Source organism: Pseudomonas sp. VA159-2 (assembly GCF_024126635.1).
GTDB classification, from domain to species: domain Bacteria; phylum Pseudomonadota; class Gammaproteobacteria; order Pseudomonadales; family Pseudomonadaceae; genus Aquipseudomonas; species Aquipseudomonas muyukensis.
In genome coordinates this window covers 58,064-76,420 of record NZ_JAMYBV010000015.1, presented here as the reverse complement: position 1 = coordinate 76,420, position 18,357 = coordinate 58,064, and the positions used below count along the sequence as shown (strand labels likewise).

The 18,357-nt window shown below is 65.5% G+C and carries 17 protein-coding genes; 7 read left to right on the top strand and 10 right to left on the bottom strand.

Going from position 1 to position 18,357, the window contains the following annotated elements; all coding sequences use genetic code 11:
• Positions 1-171 precede the first annotated feature (171 nt).
• The 4 genes from cydB to moaB form a co-directional block, all read right to left on the bottom strand.
• A complete protein-coding gene (gene cydB / locus NJG22_RS16115) occupies positions 172-1,188 on the bottom strand; it encodes a cytochrome d ubiquinol oxidase subunit II (RefSeq protein WP_253095898.1) in 1,017 nt (338 codons plus the stop codon).
• 14 nt (positions 1,189-1,202) lie between these two features.
• Positions 1,203-2,594, bottom strand: coding sequence for a cytochrome ubiquinol oxidase subunit I (locus NJG22_RS16110; RefSeq protein ID WP_253095896.1), 1,392 nt, complete (start codon positions 2,592-2,594; stop codon positions 1,203-1,205).
• 82 nt (positions 2,595-2,676) lie between these two features.
• On the bottom strand, positions 2,677-5,001 hold the full coding sequence (locus NJG22_RS16105; RefSeq protein WP_253095894.1) for an FdhF/YdeP family oxidoreductase: 2,325 nt from the start codon (positions 4,999-5,001) through the stop codon (positions 2,677-2,679).
• Positions 5,002-5,292: 291 nt separating this feature from the next.
• On the bottom strand, positions 5,293-5,832 hold the full coding sequence (gene moaB, locus NJG22_RS16100) for a molybdenum cofactor biosynthesis protein B (RefSeq protein WP_217847933.1): 540 nt from the start codon (positions 5,830-5,832) through the stop codon (positions 5,293-5,295).
• 239 nt (positions 5,833-6,071) lie between these two features.
• Between moaB and NJG22_RS16095 the strand changes: the two genes are divergently transcribed.
• The 3 genes from NJG22_RS16095 to NJG22_RS16085 are packed head-to-tail and all read left to right on the top strand — an operon-like array spanning position 6,072 to position 7,737.
• Positions 6,072-6,989 (top strand): LysR family transcriptional regulator, encoded by a 918-nt coding sequence (locus NJG22_RS16095; RefSeq protein ID WP_253095892.1) that lies wholly within the window; start codon positions 6,072-6,074, stop codon positions 6,987-6,989.
• Positions 6,986-7,486: a cyclic pyranopterin monophosphate synthase MoaC gene (moaC, locus tag NJG22_RS16090; protein WP_253095890.1), complete on the top strand. Its 501-nt coding sequence runs from the start codon at positions 6,986-6,988 to the stop codon at positions 7,484-7,486. Before NJG22_RS16095 ends, moaC begins: the two co-directional genes overlap by 4 nt.
• Positions 7,486-7,737, top strand: a complete 252-nt coding sequence (locus tag NJG22_RS16085; RefSeq protein WP_253095888.1) for a MoaD/ThiS family protein — start codon at positions 7,486-7,488, stop codon at positions 7,735-7,737. Before moaC ends, NJG22_RS16085 begins: the two co-directional genes overlap by 1 nt.
• On the opposite strand, the gene NJG22_RS16080 is transcribed toward NJG22_RS16085, so the two are convergent.
• The gene (locus NJG22_RS16080) at positions 7,734-8,264 is read right to left on the bottom strand and encodes an ankyrin repeat domain-containing protein (protein WP_253095886.1); all 531 of its coding nucleotides are present in this window, start codon (positions 8,262-8,264) and stop codon (positions 7,734-7,736) included. The two genes, NJG22_RS16085 and NJG22_RS16080, sit on opposite strands and share 4 nt — an antisense overlap.
• 88 nt (positions 8,265-8,352) lie before the next feature.
• Positions 8,353-9,891, bottom strand: coding sequence for a catalase KatB (katB, locus tag NJG22_RS16075; protein ID WP_217847938.1), 1,539 nt, complete (start codon positions 9,889-9,891; stop codon positions 8,353-8,355).
• Between the two features lie 171 nt (positions 9,892-10,062).
• On the opposite strand from katB, the gene NJG22_RS16070 reads away from it, so the two are divergent.
• Positions 10,063-10,668 (top strand): hypothetical protein, encoded by a 606-nt coding sequence (locus NJG22_RS16070; RefSeq protein WP_253095884.1) that lies wholly within the window; start codon positions 10,063-10,065, stop codon positions 10,666-10,668.
• Positions 10,669-10,684: 16 nt separating this feature from the next.
• On the opposite strand, the gene arfB is transcribed toward NJG22_RS16070, so the two are convergent.
• Positions 10,685-11,098: an alternative ribosome rescue aminoacyl-tRNA hydrolase ArfB gene (gene arfB / locus NJG22_RS16065; RefSeq protein WP_253095883.1), complete on the bottom strand. Its 414-nt coding sequence runs from the start codon at positions 11,096-11,098 to the stop codon at positions 10,685-10,687.
• A 56-nt stretch (positions 11,099-11,154) separates the two neighbouring features.
• The gene (locus NJG22_RS16060) at positions 11,155-12,381 is read right to left on the bottom strand and encodes an NADH:flavin oxidoreductase/NADH oxidase family protein (protein ID WP_253095881.1); all 1,227 of its coding nucleotides are present in this window, start codon (positions 12,379-12,381) and stop codon (positions 11,155-11,157) included.
• Positions 12,382-12,623: 242 nt separating this feature from the next.
• Here NJG22_RS16060 and NJG22_RS16055 point away from each other — a divergent pair, with 242 nt between their 5' ends.
• Complete coding sequence (locus tag NJG22_RS16055) at positions 12,624-13,550, top strand: acetoacetate decarboxylase (ADC) (RefSeq protein ID WP_253095975.1); 927 nt, start codon at positions 12,624-12,626, stop codon at positions 13,548-13,550.
• Between the two features lie 28 nt (positions 13,551-13,578).
• Here the strand turns inward: NJG22_RS16055 and NJG22_RS16050 are convergent, their stop codons facing one another.
• On the bottom strand, positions 13,579-14,007 hold the full coding sequence (locus NJG22_RS16050; protein WP_253095879.1) for a MerR family transcriptional regulator: 429 nt from the start codon (positions 14,005-14,007) through the stop codon (positions 13,579-13,581).
• 114 nt (positions 14,008-14,121) lie between these two features.
• Here NJG22_RS16050 and NJG22_RS16045 point away from each other — a divergent pair, with 114 nt between their 5' ends.
• Positions 14,122-14,952: an alpha/beta hydrolase gene (locus tag NJG22_RS16045; protein ID WP_217847943.1), complete on the top strand. Its 831-nt coding sequence runs from the start codon at positions 14,122-14,124 to the stop codon at positions 14,950-14,952.
• Between the two features lie 88 nt (positions 14,953-15,040).
• On the opposite strand, the gene NJG22_RS16040 is transcribed toward NJG22_RS16045, so the two are convergent.
• Positions 15,041-15,490, bottom strand: a complete 450-nt coding sequence (locus NJG22_RS16040; protein ID WP_217847944.1) for a MarR family transcriptional regulator — start codon at positions 15,488-15,490, stop codon at positions 15,041-15,043.
• A gap of 121 nt (positions 15,491-15,611) precedes the next feature.
• Here NJG22_RS16040 and aceE point away from each other — a divergent pair, with 121 nt between their 5' ends.
• The gene (aceE, locus tag NJG22_RS16035; protein ID WP_253095877.1) at positions 15,612-18,281 is read left to right on the top strand and encodes a pyruvate dehydrogenase (acetyl-transferring), homodimeric type; all 2,670 of its coding nucleotides are present in this window, start codon (positions 15,612-15,614) and stop codon (positions 18,279-18,281) included.
• Positions 18,282-18,357 lie beyond the last annotated feature (76 nt).

The window sequence follows — 18,357 nt, the reverse complement described above, 5'->3', positions numbered from 1 at the left end:
TGCTCCCTGCTGCTTTCAGCTTGGCCAAGCAACGGGAACTATAGGACAGGATGTTCTTGCGTGTGCGGCCGGTGATGGATGGCACGGGCTACGCCGGTGTTCGCCGGCAAGACCGGCTCCTCTGGAAAAACCAAGAGGGCCGCATCGCGGCCCTCTCGCTGACATCGACACTCAGTGGTAAGCGTCCCCCGGCAGCACCTTGCCGCGGAACACGTGGTAGCTCCAGAAGGTGTAGGCCAGGATGATCGGGATGATGAACAGCGCGCCGATCAACGCGAACAACTGGCTGGTCAGCGGCGCCGCGGCCTGCCACAGGGTCAGCGCCGGTGGCACGATGTTCGGCCAGATGCTGATCGCCAGCCCCAGGTAGCCGAGCAACACCAGCCCCACCACGGCCATGAACGGCAGGTGCGAATGGCGCTTGCGCAGCGCTTTCTGGATCATCACCACCGCCACCACGGCCAGCACCGCGATCAGGGCCGAGCGCAGCCAGTGGCTGGCACCGAACCAGCGCTGGGCGATGTCGTCATGCAGCCAGGCGGTCCAGGCGCAGATCACCACGATCACCGCGGCCAAGGCGTAGGTCAGCGGTCGGCTGTAGTGACGCATGCGCGCCTCGAGCATGCCATCGGTCTTGATCAGCAGCCAGGTGCTGCCCAGCAGCGCATAGGTCAGCAGCAAGCCGACACCGCAAAACAGCGGGAACGGTGCCAGCCAGTCCCAGCCGGAGCCGGCGAACTGACGGTCAAGCACTGGGATGCCGCAGATATAGGTGCCGATGGCCACGCCCTGGAAGAAGGTGGCCAGCACCGAGCCGCCGATGAACGCCTTGTCCCACCAGTGGCGCTTGTGCGCCTCGGCCTTGAAGCGGAACTCGAAGGCCACGCCGCGGAAGATCAGCCCGGCCAGCACCAGCACCAAGGGCAGGTACAGCGCCTCGAGGATCACCGAGTAGGCCAGCGGGAAGGCCCCATACAGCGCCGCCGCGCCGAGCACCGCCCAGGTTTCGTTGCCGTCCCACACCGGGGCCACGGTGTTCATCATCACGTCGCGCTCACGCGAGTCGCTGATCAGCGGGAAGAGAATCCCCAGGCCCAGGTCGAAACCGTCCATGATCACGTACATCATCAGGCCGAAGGCGATGATCACGCCCCAGATGATCGACAGGTCGATACCTTGAATCGTCATTGTTCAGCTCCTTCTCAGTCGGCGACGGACAGCGGGCGACGCGCGGTGGCCAGCGATTGCGGTTGTGCGGGGCTCGGCAGTTGCTCGTGGGCGACCGGGCCCTTGCGCACCAGGCGCATCATGTAGCCGATCCCCACGGTGAATACCGAGCAGTAGATGAGCACGAACAGCGCCAGGGTCAGGCTCATCTGCGCGGCGCTGTGGTTGGACGCGGCGTTGGTGGTGCGCAGCATGCCGTAGACCACCCAGGGCTGGCGGCCCACTTCGGTGGTGAACCAGCCGGCCAGCAAGGCGATCAGCCCCGACGGGCCCATCAGCAGGGCGAACCGGAGGAACAGGCGGTTGCGGTACAGCGCGCCGTTGCGCCGCAGCACCAGGGCCAGCAGGGCACACGCAAGCATCAGCATGCCCAGCCCGGCCATGACCCGGAAGCTCCAGAACACGATGGTCGAGTTGGGCCGGTCCTCCTTGGCGAAGCTCTTGAGCGCGGGAATCTGCTTGTCCAGGCTGTGGGTCAGGATCAGGCTGCCCAGGTACGGCACCTCGAGGCTGTAGCGGGTGGTTTCGCCGGCCATGTCCGGCAGGCCGAACAGCACCAGCGGCGAGGGCTCGCCCGGCGTGTTCTGCCAATGCCCTTCGATGGCGGCGATCTTCGCCGGCTGGTGCTCCAGGGTGTTCAGGCCGTGGGCATCGCCCACCACCACCTGCACCGGGGTGGCCACCAGGATCATCCACATGCCCATCGACAGCATCTTGCGGATCTGCGGCGTGTCGCGCCCGCGCAGCAGGTGCCAGGCGGCGGAGGCCGAGACGAAGAACGCGGTGGAAAGGAACGCGGCCAGCGCCATGTGCGCCAGGCGGTACGGGAACGACGGGTTGAAGACGATCTTGAACCAGTCCAGCGGCACCACCCGGCCATCGACGATCTCGATGCCCTGGGGCGTCTGCATCCAGCTGTTCGAGGAGAGGATCCAGAACATCGAGATCAGCGTGCCGATGGCCACCATCACGGTGGCGAAGAAGTGCAGCTTGCGCCCGACCCGGTCCCAGCCGAACAGCATCACGCCGAGGAAGCCGGCCTCGAGGAAGAACGCGGTGAGCACCTCGTAGGTGAGCAACGGCCCGGTGACGCTACCGGCGAAGTCGGAGAAGCGTGCCCAGTTGGTGCCGAACTCATAGGCCATGACCAGCCCCGAGACCACGCCCATGCCGAAGTTGACGGCGAAGATCTTCGACCAGAACGTGTACAGGTCCTTGTACACCGTGTTGTGGGTTTTCAACCAGCACCCTTCGAGCACAGCCAGGAAACTGGCCAGGCCGATGGTGATGGCCGGGAAAATGATGTGGAACGAGACCGTGAAGGCGAATTGAAGCCGCGCCAGGTCCAGCGCACCCAGATTCGACATGACAATATCCTTGTGGACAGGCAGCGCCCACGGGCGAGGTACGCCCGGGGAGCCGCAGTCGATGAATGAAGGAAGTGAAGGCTCAGCCGGCGACGGTGTGGATCAGGCCGTCGGCTTGCGCCTTGGCCAGCTTGATCGCGACGAACTTGGAGGTCGGCGTGAAGGTGCGATCGCCGTAGCTTTCCAGCGGTACCAGCGGGTTGGTCTCCGGGTAGTACGCCGCGGCCTGGCCCTGGGGAATGTCGTAGGCCACCAGGGTGAAGCCATTGACCCGGCGCTCCAGGCCGTCTTCCCACAGCGACACCAGGTCGACCTTCTCGCCCGGCTCGAAGCCCAGGCGGCGGATGTCCGCTTCGTTGGCGAACACCACTTCGCGCAGGCCGAACACCCCGCGGTAGCGGTCGTCCAGGCCATACAAGGTGGTGTTGTACTGGTCGTGGGAGCGCAGAGTCTGCAGGATCAGGTCCGGCTTGTCGCCACGGGCCAGCACCGCCTCGTTGACCAGTTGCGCCGGCAGCTCGGTGGCGCTGAACTGAGCCTTGCCGCTGGCGGTGTTCCACTCGCGCTCGGCGGCAGCGTTGCCCAGGTGGAAGCCGCCTGGGTGCTGCAAGCGGGCGTTGAAATCGTTGAAACCAGGGATGGTGTCGGCGATCAGGTCGCGGATGCGCCCATAGTCGGCCACCGTCCAGTCCCAGTCGATCGGCCGGTCGCCGAGGGTGGCCTTGGCCATGCCGGCGACGATCGCCGGCTCCGAACGCAGCAGCGCCGAGCGTGGCTGCAACTGGCCATGGGAGATGTGCACCATGCTGAAGGTATCCTCCACGGTCACGCCTTGCGGGCCTTCGGCCTGCAGGTCGATCTCGGTGCGGCCCAGGCAAGGCAGGATCAAGGCGTCGCGGCCGGTGACCAGGTGCGAGCGGTTGAGCTTGGTGGAGATGTGCACGGTCAGTTCGCAGTTGCGCAGCGCCGCATGGGTACGCGGGGTGTCCGGGGTGGCCTGGGCAAAGTTGCCGCCCAGGGCGATGAACACCTTGGCGCGCTTTTCTTCCATGGCCTGGATCGCCAACACGGCGTTGTGGCCGTGGCCGCGCGGTGCGTCGATGGCGAAGCGCTTCTCGAGGTTGTCCAGCAACCAGGCAGGCGGCTTCTCGTCGATGCCCATGGTGCGGTCGCCCTGCACGTTGCTGTGCCCGCGCACCGGCGACAGGCCGGCGCCCGGTCGGCCAACGTTGCCGCGCAGCAGTTGCAGGTTGACGATCTCCTGCACGGTCGGCACCGAATGGCGATGCTGGGTGACGCCCATGGCCCAGCACATGATCACCCGTTCGGCCTTGCGGTACATGCGTGCGGCCAGTTCGATCTCGGCCAGGCTCAGCCCGGACTGCTCGACGATATGCGCCCACGAGGTGGCGTCGACCTGGGCCAGGTAGGCGTCCATCCCGCTGGTATGGGCCTTGATGAAGGCATGGTCGAACACCGCCGGCATGCCGTTGGCCTGGGCTTCGCGCTCCCACTGCAAGAGGAACTTGGCCATGCCGCGCAACACCGCCATGTCGCCGCCCAGGGCCGGGCGGAAGTAGGCGGTATTGGTGGGCTCGGAGCCGTTGCGAAGCATCTCGAACGGGTGCTGCGGGTGCTGGAAGCGCTCCAGGCCGCGCTCCTTGAGGGGGTTGAAGCAGACCACCTGGGCGCCCCGCTCCACCGCCTCGCGCAGCGGTTCGAGCATGCGCGGGTGGTTGGTGCCGGGGTTCTGGCCAATGACGAAGATCGCGTCGGCTTGCTCCAGGTCATGGAACACCACGGTGCCTTTGCCCACGCCCAGGGTATCGCCCATGCCCAGGCCGCTGGCCTCGTGGCACATGTTCGAGCAGTCGGGGAAATTGTTGGTGCCGAAGCTGCGCACGAACAATTGGTAGAGGAACGCCGCCTCGTTGCTGGCCCGGCCAGAGGTGTAGAACTCGGCCTGGTCGGGCGACTCGAGGCCGTTCAGGTGGCGGGCGATCAGGGCGAAGGCTTCGTCCCAGCTGATCTGGACATAGTGGTCGGTGCTGGCGTCGTAGCGCATCGGATGGGTCAGGCGCCCCTGGTATTCGAGCCAGTAGTCGCTCTGCTCGAGCAAGGCGCTGACGCTGTAGCGGGCGAAGAAGTCCGGGTCGACCGAACGGCCGGTGGCTTCCCAGTTCACCGCCTTGGCGCCGTTCTCGCAGAACTTGACCATGCCGTTTTCGGGCGACTCGCCCCAGGCACAGCCGGGGCAGTCGAAGCCGCTGTTCTGGTTGGTCTTGAGCATCGCGCGGACGTTCTTGACCGCATTCTCGCTGCCCAGCCAGGCCTTGGTCACGCTCATCAGCGCGCCCCAGCCGGCCGCCGGGCCGTTGTAACTTTTGATATGTTCTTCTTCGCTCATCAGGATCACCCTTGATCGATTCACGCGGGAGGGCCAGTTTGAACTTTCGGTTTAGTTAATTAACCGGTACTTCGAAACTGTCGACCGCTGCAGGCTATTTTTGCCAGGCGCAGGCGTCAAATCAAAAGTAATGACAGGTTGATCGGCCTGCTCTATCAACACGCCCTGATAGAGCGCACTGATCAACTGTTCATTCATTGCAATTGGACGCGCTGTTATTTTCGCCCTAGGCTAGGGCCGCGCTTATCGCGCCCGAACTTAATTGCACGCAGGTTTATATAGGAAGCGCGCTCATGGCCGTGGCCCGCAGCGGCTTGCGGCCTTCAGGTGGGGCACGAAGTTGCAGGGCCGATGGCGGGCGTCGAGCTGCTCCACCAGGATGCCCTCCCAGGCGGTTCGGCACGCTCCGGTCGAACCCGGCAGGCAACACACCAGGGTGCCATTGGCCAGCCCGGCCAGGGCCCGGCTCTGCACGGTCGAGGTGCCGATGTCGAGGATCGACAGCGCGCGGAACAGCTCGCCGAAACCATCGATCTGCTTGTCCAGCAGGCACGCCACCGCCTCGGGCGTGCTGTCACGCCCGGTAAAGCCGGTGCCACCGGTGATCAGCACCACCTGCACGCCATCGTCGGCGATCCAGTTGGCCACCTGGGCGCGGATCCGGTACAGGTCGTCCTTGAGCAACACCCGCGCCACCAGGCGATGGCCCATGTCCACCGCGCGGGTGGCCAGCAGTTCGCCGGAGGTGTCGGTTTCGAAAGTACGGGTATCGCTGACGGTCAATACGGCGATATTCAGCGGAACAAATACGGCATCAGGTTTTACGCTCATGGCTAACCCCACAGTGCTGGCGAATAATCCGCAGAAACTAGAGCGGCTATAAACAGGCGTCCAATCGATAATATGAACCGGCCCATCAACAGGCTCTATCAACGCCCATCATCAATCACCTCTATCAGTTCTTCGTTATTTCCCATTGGACGCCCTGGGCACTTCACTTTACTTTTCGTCGCCTTGAAACATGGTCGGCAACGCCATGTCCCGATAGCAACTTACCGGCAAGGCGTCACATGGATATCAAACAACTCAAGTTCCTGATCGCCCTGGACCAGACCCGACACTTCGGCCAGGCCGCCGCGCTGTGCCACATCACCCAGCCGACGCTGTCGATGCGCCTGCGCAACCTGGAAGACGAGCTTGGGCTGGTGCTGGTGACCCGTGGCCAGCGTTTCGAGGGTTTCACCGAGGCCGGCGAACGTATCCTGGCCTGGACCCGCACCTTGCTGGCAGCCTATGACGGCCTGCTAGCCGAGGCCGCCAGTTGCCGCGGACGGCTGGTCGGCAGCCTGCGCATCGGCATGGTGCCGCTGTCGAGCTTCAACCTGATGGGCCTGCTCAAGCCGCTGATCGAGTGCTATCCGCAATTGCAGATCCAGCTGACCTCGCTGAGCTCCGAACAGGTGACCGATGGCCTGAGCCGCAACCAGCTGGACCTGGGCATCTGCTACCTGGACCGGATCAACCGCAACTATTTCGACGTCATCGAGCTGGGCGCCACGCGCATGGGCCTGCTCTACGACAGCCGGCACTTTCGCTTCAGCACCCCGAGCCTGACCTGGGAGGCCTTGGAGCAGCTGCCGCTGGGGCTGTTGTCCCAGGGCATGCACTACCGCCAGTCGATCGACCTGAGCTTTCGCAGCCGTGGCCTGCACCCGCAATCGATCCTCGAGAGCGACTCGACCTACCAGCTGATCCAGGGCGTCAGCGCTGGCCTGTGCTGCGCGATCATGCCCCTGGACCACGGCCTGGAAGGCCTGAGCGAGCATATCCGCATCCTGCCGATCAACGCCGCCGCCATCCATGCGCCAGTCGGCCTGTTGCTGCGCCGCAGCGAACCGCGCTCGGCCCTGGCCCAACAGTGCTTCGCCGAGGCCCGCGCCCTGCTGTGCCCGGCCCTCGCCCCCAGCCGTACCCTGGAGACCCCATGAACCACGCCCCTGCCCCAGCCAGCCCGCTGACCCACCTGGACAATCGCGGTCACGCGCACATGGTCGATGTCAGCGACAAGGCCGACACCCGCCGCGAAGCCGTGGCCGAAGCCTGGGTGCGGATGAAACCCGAGACCCTGGCCCTGATCAATGCCGGCGGCCACCCCAAGGGCGATGTCTTCGCGGTGTCGCGCATTGCCGGGATCATGGCCGCCAAGCGCACCCACGAGCTGATCCCGCTGTGCCACCCGTTGCTGCTGGCAGCGGTGACCGTCGAGCTCAAGGCGGTGGCGCCGGATTCGGTGCGAATCATCGCCACCTGCACCCTCAAGGGAGCCACCGGGGTCGAGATGGAGGCCTTGACCGCCGCCAGCGTGGCGGCGCTGACCCTGTACGACATGTGCAAGGCGGTCGACCGCAGCCTGCAGATCGACTGGCTGCGCCTGCTGCGCAAGTCGGGTGGGCGCTCGGGCTTGTACCAGCTGGAGGACGCCTGATGATCCGGGTGAACTACTTTGCCCGCTACCGCGAGTTGCTGGGCAGCGACGGCGAGGACCTGGCCTGGACACCGGCCCTGGCCAGCTTGCGCGACCTGCGGCAGTTGCTGGTCGCGCGTGGCGAGCCGTGGGCGCGAACCCTAGGCCAGGCCAACCTGATGTGTGCCCGCAACCAGGACCTGTGCAGCCTCGACGAGCCCTTGGCCGACGGCGACGATGTTGCCTTTTTCCCACCGGTCACCGGCGGCTAGCGAACACCGTTGAGCTGACCCCGGCGCAGGCTGTCGACACTGTTGCCCAAGGCATCCTGGGCGTGCGGGTCGGCACCACGGGCGGTCAGTGCCTGGAGCAGGTCGTCACGCTTGAACAGCGCCGCGTACATGGCGGCGGTCTGGCCGCTGGCGTTGCGCTGGTCGGGGCTGCAGGGGGCCTCGAGCAGGCGCCGGGCAATGCGCAACTCGCCCTTGAAGATCGCCCCCATCAGCGCGGTATTGCCGCGCAGGTCCTGGGCGCAGGGGTCGGCGCCAGCCACCAGCAGTTGCTCCACCGCTGCGCCCTGGCCATGGTAGGCGGCAAGGATCAGCCCGGTGTAGCCCTTGGCATCCTGCACGTTGAGGTTGTAACCGGCCTGGATGAATTGCCCGAGCACGGCCTGATCGCCCTGGCGTGCCGCTTCGAAGTAGTAGTCGCGCAGGCGTTGCTCGACCTGCGCGGCGTCCTCGGCCTGGGCCGTGGCGGCCAACAAGCCGAGCACGGCGGCGAGTATGCATTGGTACATGGCAGCCTCCTGGGGAGGAGCCAGCCTTGCTGGCGTACCAGGCTACATGCAACCTGGCACCGGCACAGCCGGCTCCTGCATGACAAGGTCAGTCCTGCAGCTTCGCCGCCAACTGCTGAACACGCTTCAGGTCGGCCTTGGCCACCTTGGCCAAGCCAGTGCCGTAGTCGGCGTCGGCCTTGTAGAAGAACGACAGCATGATGTAGCGGCTCTGCTCGTCGGTGATCGCCAGCGCCCCGCCGAGGCTGTTGATCAGGTCGGTCTGCTCCTTCTTGCTGTACGAGCGGAACAGCTCGCCGGTCTGCTTGAAGTTCTGCTCGCGCTGGATCTTCGCCTGCTGGGTGGTGCCGCTCAGCGGCGCCTGCGAGTAACGCGCGCTGGCCTGCTCGTCACGCGGCTGCAGGCGGCTCGGCTGGTAGTTGACGCCACTGCTGGTGTGGCCGTTGTTCGCCGCGCCATCCTGGTTGAGGGTGTTCACCTCGTTGCGCGGACGGTTCACCGGCAGGCCCAGGCCGTTGGCGCCAACCCGGTACATCTGGGTGTCGGCATAGGCGAACAGTCGGCCTTGCAGCAGGCGGTCCTCGGAAGGCTCGATGCCCGGCACCAGATTCGACGGCGCCATGGCCACCTGCTCGGTTTCCTGGAAGAAGTTGTCGACGTTGCGGTCCAGGACCATCTGGCCGATCTTGCGCTCCGGCACGTCGGGCCAGATCTTGGTGGCATCCAGCGGATCGAAGTCGAAGCTGGCCAGTTGCTCAGGCTTGAGTACCTGGATGTACAGGTCCCATTTCGGGAAATTGCCCTTGTTGATCGCCGTGACCAGGTCGTGGGTCATGTGGCTGTAGTCGCGGCCCTGGACCTGCTCGACCTGTTTCGGGTCGAGGTTCTTCTGCCCTTGCAGGCTCTTCCAGTGGAACTTCACGTAGTGCACCTGGCCCTTGGCGTTGACCAGCTTGTAGGCATGCACGCTGTTGCCGTCCATCTCGCGGTAGCTGGCCGGGGTGCCCTCGTTGGAGTACAGCAGGGTCAGGGTGCGGGTGGCCTCAGGTACATGGGAGAAGAAGTCGAAGCGCCGCGCGTCGTCGTCGAGGTTGCTGCGCGGGTCGGGCTTGAAGGCGTGGACCATGTCCGGGAACTTGATCGCGTCGCGGATGAAGAAGGTCGGGAAGTTGTTGCCCACCAGGTCCCAGTTGCCGTCTGCGGTGTAGAACTTGGTGGCGAAGCCGCGCGGGTCACGCAGGGTTTCCGGCGAGTGGTTGCCATGCACCACGGCCGAGAAGCGCACGAACACCGGGGTCTTCTCGCCAGGGCGGAACACCTTGGCCATGCTCAGCTCGCTGATGTCGGCGCTGGCGGTGAACTGGCCATGGGCGCCGGTGCCGCGGGCATGCACCACGCGCTCGGGAATCCGCTCACGGTCGAAGCGCTGCAGCTTTTGCAGCAGTTGCACGTCCTGCAGCAACACCGAACCGTTGGGGCCGGCGGTCTGCGAGTTCTGGTTGTCGCCCACTGGCGCGCCGTTGTCGCGGGTCAGCGTGGCGGCCTGCACCGACAGCGACAGCAGGCTGGCGGCCAGGGCGCTGGCCACCAGCAGGCGACCAGGCTGAAACAGTTTGAACGGGATCATGATGTACTCCTAAAGGCTCTATACAGGCGTCTTGATGCGCCTGGAAAAGGTTAAGGAGGCCACGCCCGATCGCTAAATTGATCCTGCCCATCAGCGCTATTGGTAATTTCAATCCTGCTGCTTATACACAGATGCTATAGACTCGCGCGCTCATTGAAGGGAGTCGAAACGATGATCGTGGTGGTCGAGGGGATCAGCGCCGGTGGCAAGACCACCTGGTGCAGCAGGCACGGCGGCGAACATGTCGTCGCCGAACACGGCCGTTTCGCCAACGCCCCGGACCGCGCCCAGCAGCCGCAGGCCGCCGCCGCGTTCTGGGCCGAGCGCAATGTCGAGCGCTGGCAGGCAGCGTTGCACCAGCAAGCACGCAGCGCCTGGGCGATCTGCGACAGCGACCCGCTGAAGCTTCACTACATCTGGACCTTGTGGCGGATCGGCGAGGCCAGCGAACAGGACTGGCGCCTGGAGCGGGACGCCACCCGCGCCACCCTCGCCCAGGGGCGCATCGGCTTTGCCGACCGCTACCTGGTAGCACGCATCGACCCGCAACTGGCGCGCGAACGCGCCAGAGCGGATCTCACCCGCCGGCGTTCGAATTTCGAGTTGCATGTGCGCCTGCAGCCGGCGCTGCTGGAATGGTACGCGGCCCTGGAGTCGGTGCTGCCCGGTCGGGTACGCTTCGACTTACCCGCCGCGCTGCCTGCGCTGGAGCGTCAGGCCAGTCCCTGCGCCCTGACAACGTTCGACCGTATGCTCGCCGCGTTGCCGCGTGCTTAGGCGCTGTAGAAAAAGCCTAGAACTGCACCTTGCCCCGCCCCGCCTTGAGCGTGCCGCGCCGGCTCTTGGACTCCAGCCGACGGGTCTTCGAACCCAGGGTCGGCTTGGTCGGGCGGCGCTTTTTCTCGACCTTGGTGGCACCCTGGATCAGCTCGACCAGGCGCGCCAAGGCGTCGGCGCGGTTCTGCTCCTGGGTGCGGTACTGCTGGGCCTTGATGATCAGCACCCCATCGGCGGTGATGCGGCTGTCACGTAGCGCCAGCAGGCGTTCCTTGTAGAACGCCGGCAGCGACGAGGCAGGAATGTCCAAGCGCAGGTGCACGGCGCTGGAGACCTTGTTGACGTTCTGCCCACCCGCGCCCTGGGCGCGGATGTAGGTGAGCTCGATGTCGGCATCCGGCAGATGCACGGTGTTGGAGATGGTCAGCATGCGCAAGCCCTGGTGAAAACCCCGGCATTATCGCATCTGCGGGCCGTGCCGGGGCGTTATTGTCGCGCCATGCGCCGGCGGTACTGGCGGGTGCGCGCGGCATCGGCCCATTGCTGGCGCAGCAGCGCCCACCAGGGGGCCACCTGCGGGTCGGGCGCCTTGGCCTCGCTCAATTGGCGCAACTGGAACTTGACCATGGCCATGTTGCCCAGCGAGGCCAGCGCCTTGTTCTTCCAGGTGATCGGCCGCAGCGCTGGCACTGCGTCCCTGCCCGCGCGCCACGCCTGGGGCAAGGCCGGGTCGATGGCCAGCGCGGTGCCGATGCCGACCATCTCCACGCCGCTGTGCACCACCTGCTCGGCAATCGGCCGGCGGCGGATCCCGCCGGTGACCATCACCGGCATGTTCGCCACCGCGCGAATATCCTTGGCGAACTCCAGGAAATAGGCCTCACGCGCCAATGTCCGGCCATCCCGGGCCTGGCCCTGCATCGCCGGCGCCTCGTAGCTGCCGCCGGACAGCTCCACCAGGTCTACCGACAAGCCGTTGAGCAGGCCGACCACCTGCCTGGCATCGTCGGCACTGAAGCCGCCGCGCTGGAAGTCCGCCGAGTTGAGCTTGACCGCCACGGCAAAGCCCGGCGCCACCACCGCGCGCACCGCCTTGACGATTTCCAGCAGCAAACGCGCGCGGTTTTCCAGCGAGCCGCCCCACTGGTCGGTACGCTGGTTGGTCAGGGGCGAGAGGAACTGGCTGAGCAAGTAGCCGTGCGCGGCATGGATTTCTACCCCGGTAAAGCCCGCCTGCTCCGCCAACCGGGCGGTGTTGGCGAAGCGCCGGATTACATCCTCGATCACCTCGGCCGTCATCGCCTGCGGCGTGGCGAAATGCTTGGACATCTTGCCCAGGTCCAGCGCCACGGCCGACGGCGCCCAGGTCACCTGGCCCAGGTTGGCGCGCATCTGCCGGCCAGGGTGGTTGATCTGCAACCAGAACTGCGCGCCCTTGGCCCGCCCGGTGGCGGCCCACTGGCGAAAACGCGGCAGTTGCCGGTCATCCTCCAGCACCACCCCGCCCGGGCCGGTCATGGCGCGGTTGTCGACCATGACATTACCGCTGATGATCAGCCCCACACCGCCCTCGGCCCAGGCCTGGTACAGGCGCATCAATTGCGCGGAGGGGGCATGGTCGGCGTCGGCCATGTTTTCCTCCATGGCGGCCTTGGCAATGCGGTTGGGGATGATCGAGCCATTGGGCAGGGTCAGGGGGGAGAACACGTCCATCGACAGTACCTCAGCGAGTTGGTACGGCGACCTTAGCCTTGAAGTCAACTTTAAGGTCAAGCCCGCCACAGCGAAAAACTTGGCCATTGACTCTCAAGTTGGGTTGAACGTTAGGGTGCAGGTGCTGTGACTTTCCTTCTCGCTTCGTCAAGCACGCCCTGGAGAACCGCACCGTGAAACTTGGACCTGTCGCCGCCCTGGCCGGCGCCCTGCTGGCCCCTGTCAGCCATGCCGCCAACGGCATCCCCGAGCACGCCGACACCACTCTGATCGACATCGCCGGGCACCCCGTGCCGGTGCTAAAGGGCGGGCTGTACGAGCGCTATCGCTCCAACCCGCCGCTGTCGGTGATCCACCAGCAAGCGCCGGAGCTGGACCTGAGCTGGTTCAAGGGGTTGCACAAGACCCAGGTCGACATGGGCTTCGCCTCCTACTCGCCGAACTTCTACTACCAGAACAGCCGTATCACCGCAGTATACACCGCCGACCTTAAACGCCTGCGCGCGCTGATGCCCGCCGAGGTATTGGCTCAGGTGCAGCCGCTGCAGGTGTGGCCGGGCCGTGGCCTGGTGGCGCTCACCGCCTACAGCTATGACTATTGCGACAACGACAGCTACAACGAAATCGCCCTGTCGATCATCACCAACAAACCGGGCAAGTCGAACTTCGGGCCGTTCACCCTGGTCGGGCAATCACTGTCCAAGGACTTCTGGGGCTATGTCCTCAAGCTGCCGGTGAACACCGAATTGGCGCGGGTGCGCGGCGTGGTCGGCTACAACCTGCCCAAGTGGCTGACCCCGATCAACCGCCGCGAGGACACCGCCGCTGTCACCTACGACATCCTCGACGCACAGACCGGCAAGCTCGATGTGCTGATGCGTGGACGCAAGCTGCAGGGCCTGTCCGATGAGCCGGAGCTGGTGACCAACAGCTTCACCAACCTCGATCACCAGGGGCGGTTGGCCTATGGCTACGCCACCTCGCGGCAGACCGCCCATGCCTCGAGCATGAGCGCCGACGCGGTGGAGCTGGTGCTTGGCGATGGCAGCCTGGCGCAGTACATCCGTGAGCTGCAGTTGGGGCGGATGCTGAAGTACGAGTATGTGCCAGCGTTCCAGAGCGCGCTGTATGCGCCCAAGCCGTTGGCGGCGTTGCACGCCGACAACTGACGCCACAGGGCCGCGTTGGGCCCCTGGCTCAACGCCCTGCCTTGTCCTGGGCCATCTCTTCACGCAGGCGCTCCAGCACCCGCTGCGAATTGTCCACGCAGGCCATCCCTTCGGGCTTGCTCTCAATGCCTTCGATCACCAGCAGCAACTGCGCCTTGTTGCGCGCCAGGCGCTCCTGCAACCGCTCGATCTCCTCGACCTTGCGCTTGAGCCCGCCAAGCAGTTCATCGTGCTGCCAGCCCTTGGCCCTGGCTGGCAGCAAGTGGCGGATTTCATCCAACGAGAAACCGGCGGCCTGGGCGTTGGTGATCATCTCCAGCACCCACACCGAGTCGGCATCGTAGGCACGATAACCATTGGCCTTGCGCTGCACCGGCTGGATCAGACCGCTGGCTTCGTAGAACCGAATCCGCGACGGGGCAAGGCCTGTGACCTTGGCCAGTTCACCTATTCTCATGCGTCACCTTGCAATGGGATTGACCTTGAAGTGCACTTTAATCCTAGAGTTACCCGGTGGCCAAGCGCTGGCCCACCCTCATGAGCAGCACCCCTCGATAACAGGAGACGCAAAATGGGATACGTCACGACGAGCGAAGGCATCGACCTGTTCTACAAAGACTGGGGCCCACGCGATGCCCAGGTGATCTTTTTCCACCATGGCTGGCCCTTGAGCGCCGACGACTGGGACGCGCAGATGCTCTACTTCGTCGCCCAGGGCTACCGCGTGGTCGCCCACGACCGCCGCGGCCACGGGCGTTCCAGCCAGGTCTGGGATGGCCATGACATGGACCACTACGCCGATGACGTCGCCGCCGTGGTCCAGCACCTGGGCGTGCGTGGCGCGATCCACGTGGGCCACTCCACCGGCGGCGGCGAGGTAATCCACTACCTGGCCCGCCACCCCGAGGACCCGGTGCCCAAGGCGGCGATCATCGCCGCGGTGCCGCCGCTGATGGTCAAGACCGCCAGCAACCCCGGCGGTTTGCCCAAAAGCGTGTTCGATGACTTGCAGGCGCAGCTCAAGGCCAACCGCGCGCAGTTCTACCACGACATCCCGGCAGGGCCGTTCTACGGCTACAACCGCCCCGGCGCCAAGGCCGACCAGGGGGTGATCCTCAACTGGTGGCGCCAGGGCATGATGGGCTGCGCCCAGGCGCATTACGACGGTATCGTCGCCTTCTCCCAGACCGACTTCAGCGAAGCGCTCAAGCAGGTGAACATACCGGTGCTGGTGATGCACGGCGACGACGACCAGATCGTGCCTTACCAGAACTCCGGGCCGCTGTCGGCCAAACTGCTGCCCCAGGGCACGCTGAAGACCTACGCCGGTTTCCCCCATGGCATGCCGACCACCCATGCCGAGGTGATCAATGCCGACTTGCTGGCGTTCTTCCGTAGTTGATCCAGGAGTAGGCTCGCAACCGCTGTAGGCGCCGGCCTTGCCGGCGAACACCGGCGCCGCCGGGGCCATCCTGCGCGGCGCCTGGCTGTCAGTTTTTACCTGAGGTTCGGGCGTTGCGGCTGGCCTGCTCCAGCGCCCGGGCGAACACCCCGCGCTGCTGTTCGTCGAACTCGACCAGGAACAGCTCGGCCACCGATTGCTCGTACACCTGCCACATCTGCTTGCGCAGCGCCCGGCCACTGGGGGTGATCCGGGCGATCGCGCCGCGGCCGTCGTCCAGCGCCTTTTCCCGGGTGACCAGGCCTTCCTTCTCCAGCCGATCGACCAGGCGCGTCAGGTTGTAGCGCTCGATCGCCATGGCGTCGGCCAGCTCGTGCATGCGTCGTGCGCCATCCTGGCCGCTCTCGATCCCCCACAAGGTGTCGTACCAGGCGTAGGACGGCAGTTTCTGCTCGGCCAGGCGCCGTTCGATCTCGCGGATCAGGCAGCGGTGGGCACGGATGAAGCTGTACCAGAGGTCTGGCGCGGGGGTGGTCATGATCTCTCCAAGGGTTTTTCGTTGCAGTTGCAATGATACCGTCGTCAGCGTTAGATTCAATTGCAACTGCAACTACATCAGCTGCCGGAGATGCCCGGCCCCTGCAACAAGGAGCGTTACCATGACCCCGCAACATGCCCTGCGTGATGAAGACCCCGAGGAAACCCGCGAGTGGCTCGACTCCCTCGCCTCGGTGGTGGAAGCCGAGGGGCGCCCCCGGGCGCACTACCTGATCGACCGCCTGCTCGAATTCGACGTATCGCGCCATGGCGACTTCCATGGCCGGGTCACCACGCCCTATGTCAACAGCATCCCGCCCGAGCGCGAACTGCCCTACCCTGGCGACCTGGCCATCGAGCAGCGGCTCAATGCCTATATCCGCTGGAACGCCCTGACCATGGTGCTGCGCGCCGGCCGGCATTCCGGGGTTGGCGGGCATATCGCCACCTATGCCTCGGCAGCGGTGCTGTATGACGTGGGCTTCGAGCACTTTTTCCGCGGTCGCAGCGACAGCTTTGCCGGCGACCTGGTGTACATCCAGGGGCATTGCGCACCGGGGATCTATGGCCGCGCCTACACCGAAGGGCGCTTGAGCGAGGCCCAGTTGGACAACTTCCGCCGCGAGACCGACCGCGACGGCCTGTCGTCGTACCCGCACCCACGGCTGATGCCCGACTTCTGGCAGTTCCCCACGGTGTCCATGGGCCTGGGCCCGATCACCGCCGCCTATCAGGCGCGCTTCATGCGCTACCTGGAGAACCGCCAGCTCAAGGCCCACCAGGGGCGCAAGGTGTGGGCCTTCCTCGGCGATGGCGAGATGGACCAGCCCGAGTCGCTGGCGGCGATCTCCCTGGCCGGCCGCGAGCGGCTGGACAACCTGATCTTCGTGGTCAACTGCAACCTGCAACGCCTCGACGGCCCGGTGCGCGGCAACGGCAAGGTGATCCAGGAGTTCGAAGGCCTGTACCGCGCCGCCGGCTGGAACGTGATCAAGGTGGTCTGGGGCAGCGGCTGGGACGCGCTGCTGGCCAAGGACCACAGCGGCCTGCTGCAGCAACGGATGATGGAATGCGTCGACGGCGAGTACCAGACCTACAAATCGCAGAATGGCGCCTATGTGCGCGAGCATTTCTTCGGCAAGTACCCCGAGTTGCTGGCCCTGGTCAGCGACCTGTCCGACGAGCAGATCTGGAAACTGGCCCGTGGCGGCCATGACCCGGTCAAGGTGTACAACGCCTACGCCGCGGCCATGCGCACCAGCGGCCGGCCCACGGTGATCCTGGCCAAGACCGTCAAGGGCTTCGGCCTGGGCGAGGCCGGCGAGGCGCAGAACATCAACCACCAGTTGAAGAAGATCGGCGCCGATGCGGTCAAGGCCTTCAGCGACCGCTTCGGCCTGGCGCTGGACGACACGCAACTGGGCGAGCTGCCCTACCTGCGCCCGGCACCGGACAGCCGCGAAGCCGAGTACCTGCGGGCGCGGCGCGCCGCGCTGGGCGGCCAGGTGCCGGCGCGCCATGCCCAGGTGGCGGCGCTCAAGGTGCCGCCGCTGGCCGCGCTCGAGGCGCAGCTCAAGGGCACCGGCGAGCGGACCATCTCCACCACCATGGCCTTCGTGCGCATCCTCAGCACCCTGCTCAAAGACCCCGAGATCGGCCGCCTGGTGGTGCCCATCGTGCCGGATGAATCGCGTACCTTCGGCATGGAAGGCCTGTTCCGCCAGATCGGCATCCATTCCGCCGTCGGCCAGCTGTACACGCCCCAGGACGCCGGCACGCTGTCGTACTACAAGGAGAGCGTCGACGGCCAGATCCTCCAGGAAGGCCTCAACGAATCAGGCGCCACCTCGTCGTGGATCGCCGCCAGCACCGCCTATGCCAACCACGGCGTGATGACCGTGCCGTTCTATATCTTCTACTCGATGTTCGGCTTCCAGCGGGTCGGCGACCTGCTGTGGGCGGCCGGCGATGCCCGTGCCCGGGGCTTCCTGCTGGGCGCCACGTCCGGGCGCACCACCTTGATGGGCGAAGGCTTGCAGCACGACGACGGCCACAGCCATGTGATGTCCGCCACCGTGCCGTGCTGTATCTCCTACGACCCGACCTACGCCTACGAGCTGGCGGTGATCGTGCAGGACGGCCTGCGGCGCATGTACCAGGAACAGGAGGATGTGTACTACTACATCACCCTGCTCAACGAAAACTACCCGCACCCCGAGCTACCCGTCGGTGCCGAGGCGAACATTCTCAAGGGCTTGTATCGCCTGCCCATCGAGTACAAGGTGCGTCCAGGTCGGCATGTCCAGCTCGCAGGCAGCGGCGCGATCCTGCCCGAAGTGATCGCCGCCGCCGAGATACTGGCCAACGACTACGAGGTCAGCAGCGAGGTCTGGAGCGCCACCAGCCTCACCGAAGTGCGCCGCGAGGCCCAGCAGGTAGAGCGCTGGAACCTGCTGCACCCGCTGGAAACGCCCAAACTGCCGTTCGTCACGCAGTTGCTGCAGGCCCATGCAGGGCCGCTGGTCGTCGCCACCGACTACATGAAGATCCACGCCGAGCAGATTCGCCCCTGGGTCGGTGCGCGTCGCTTCGTACCCTTGGGCACCGATGGTTTTGGCCAGTCCGATACCCGCGAGGCGCTGCGCCGGCATTTCGAGGTGGACCGGCAGTTCATCGTACTGGCAGCGCTCAAGGCCCTGGCCGACGATGGCGCGTTGCCGCGCGAGGTCGTGGCGCAGGCGCTGGAGCGCTTGCAGATAGCGGTGGACAAGGTGGACCCGGCCCGCGTCTGAATGGGCGATGGCCGTTTCCCGTCAAGCTTGCTGGGGCTGTGTTGCTGCCCCGGCAAGTTCAATGCTAACGACAGAT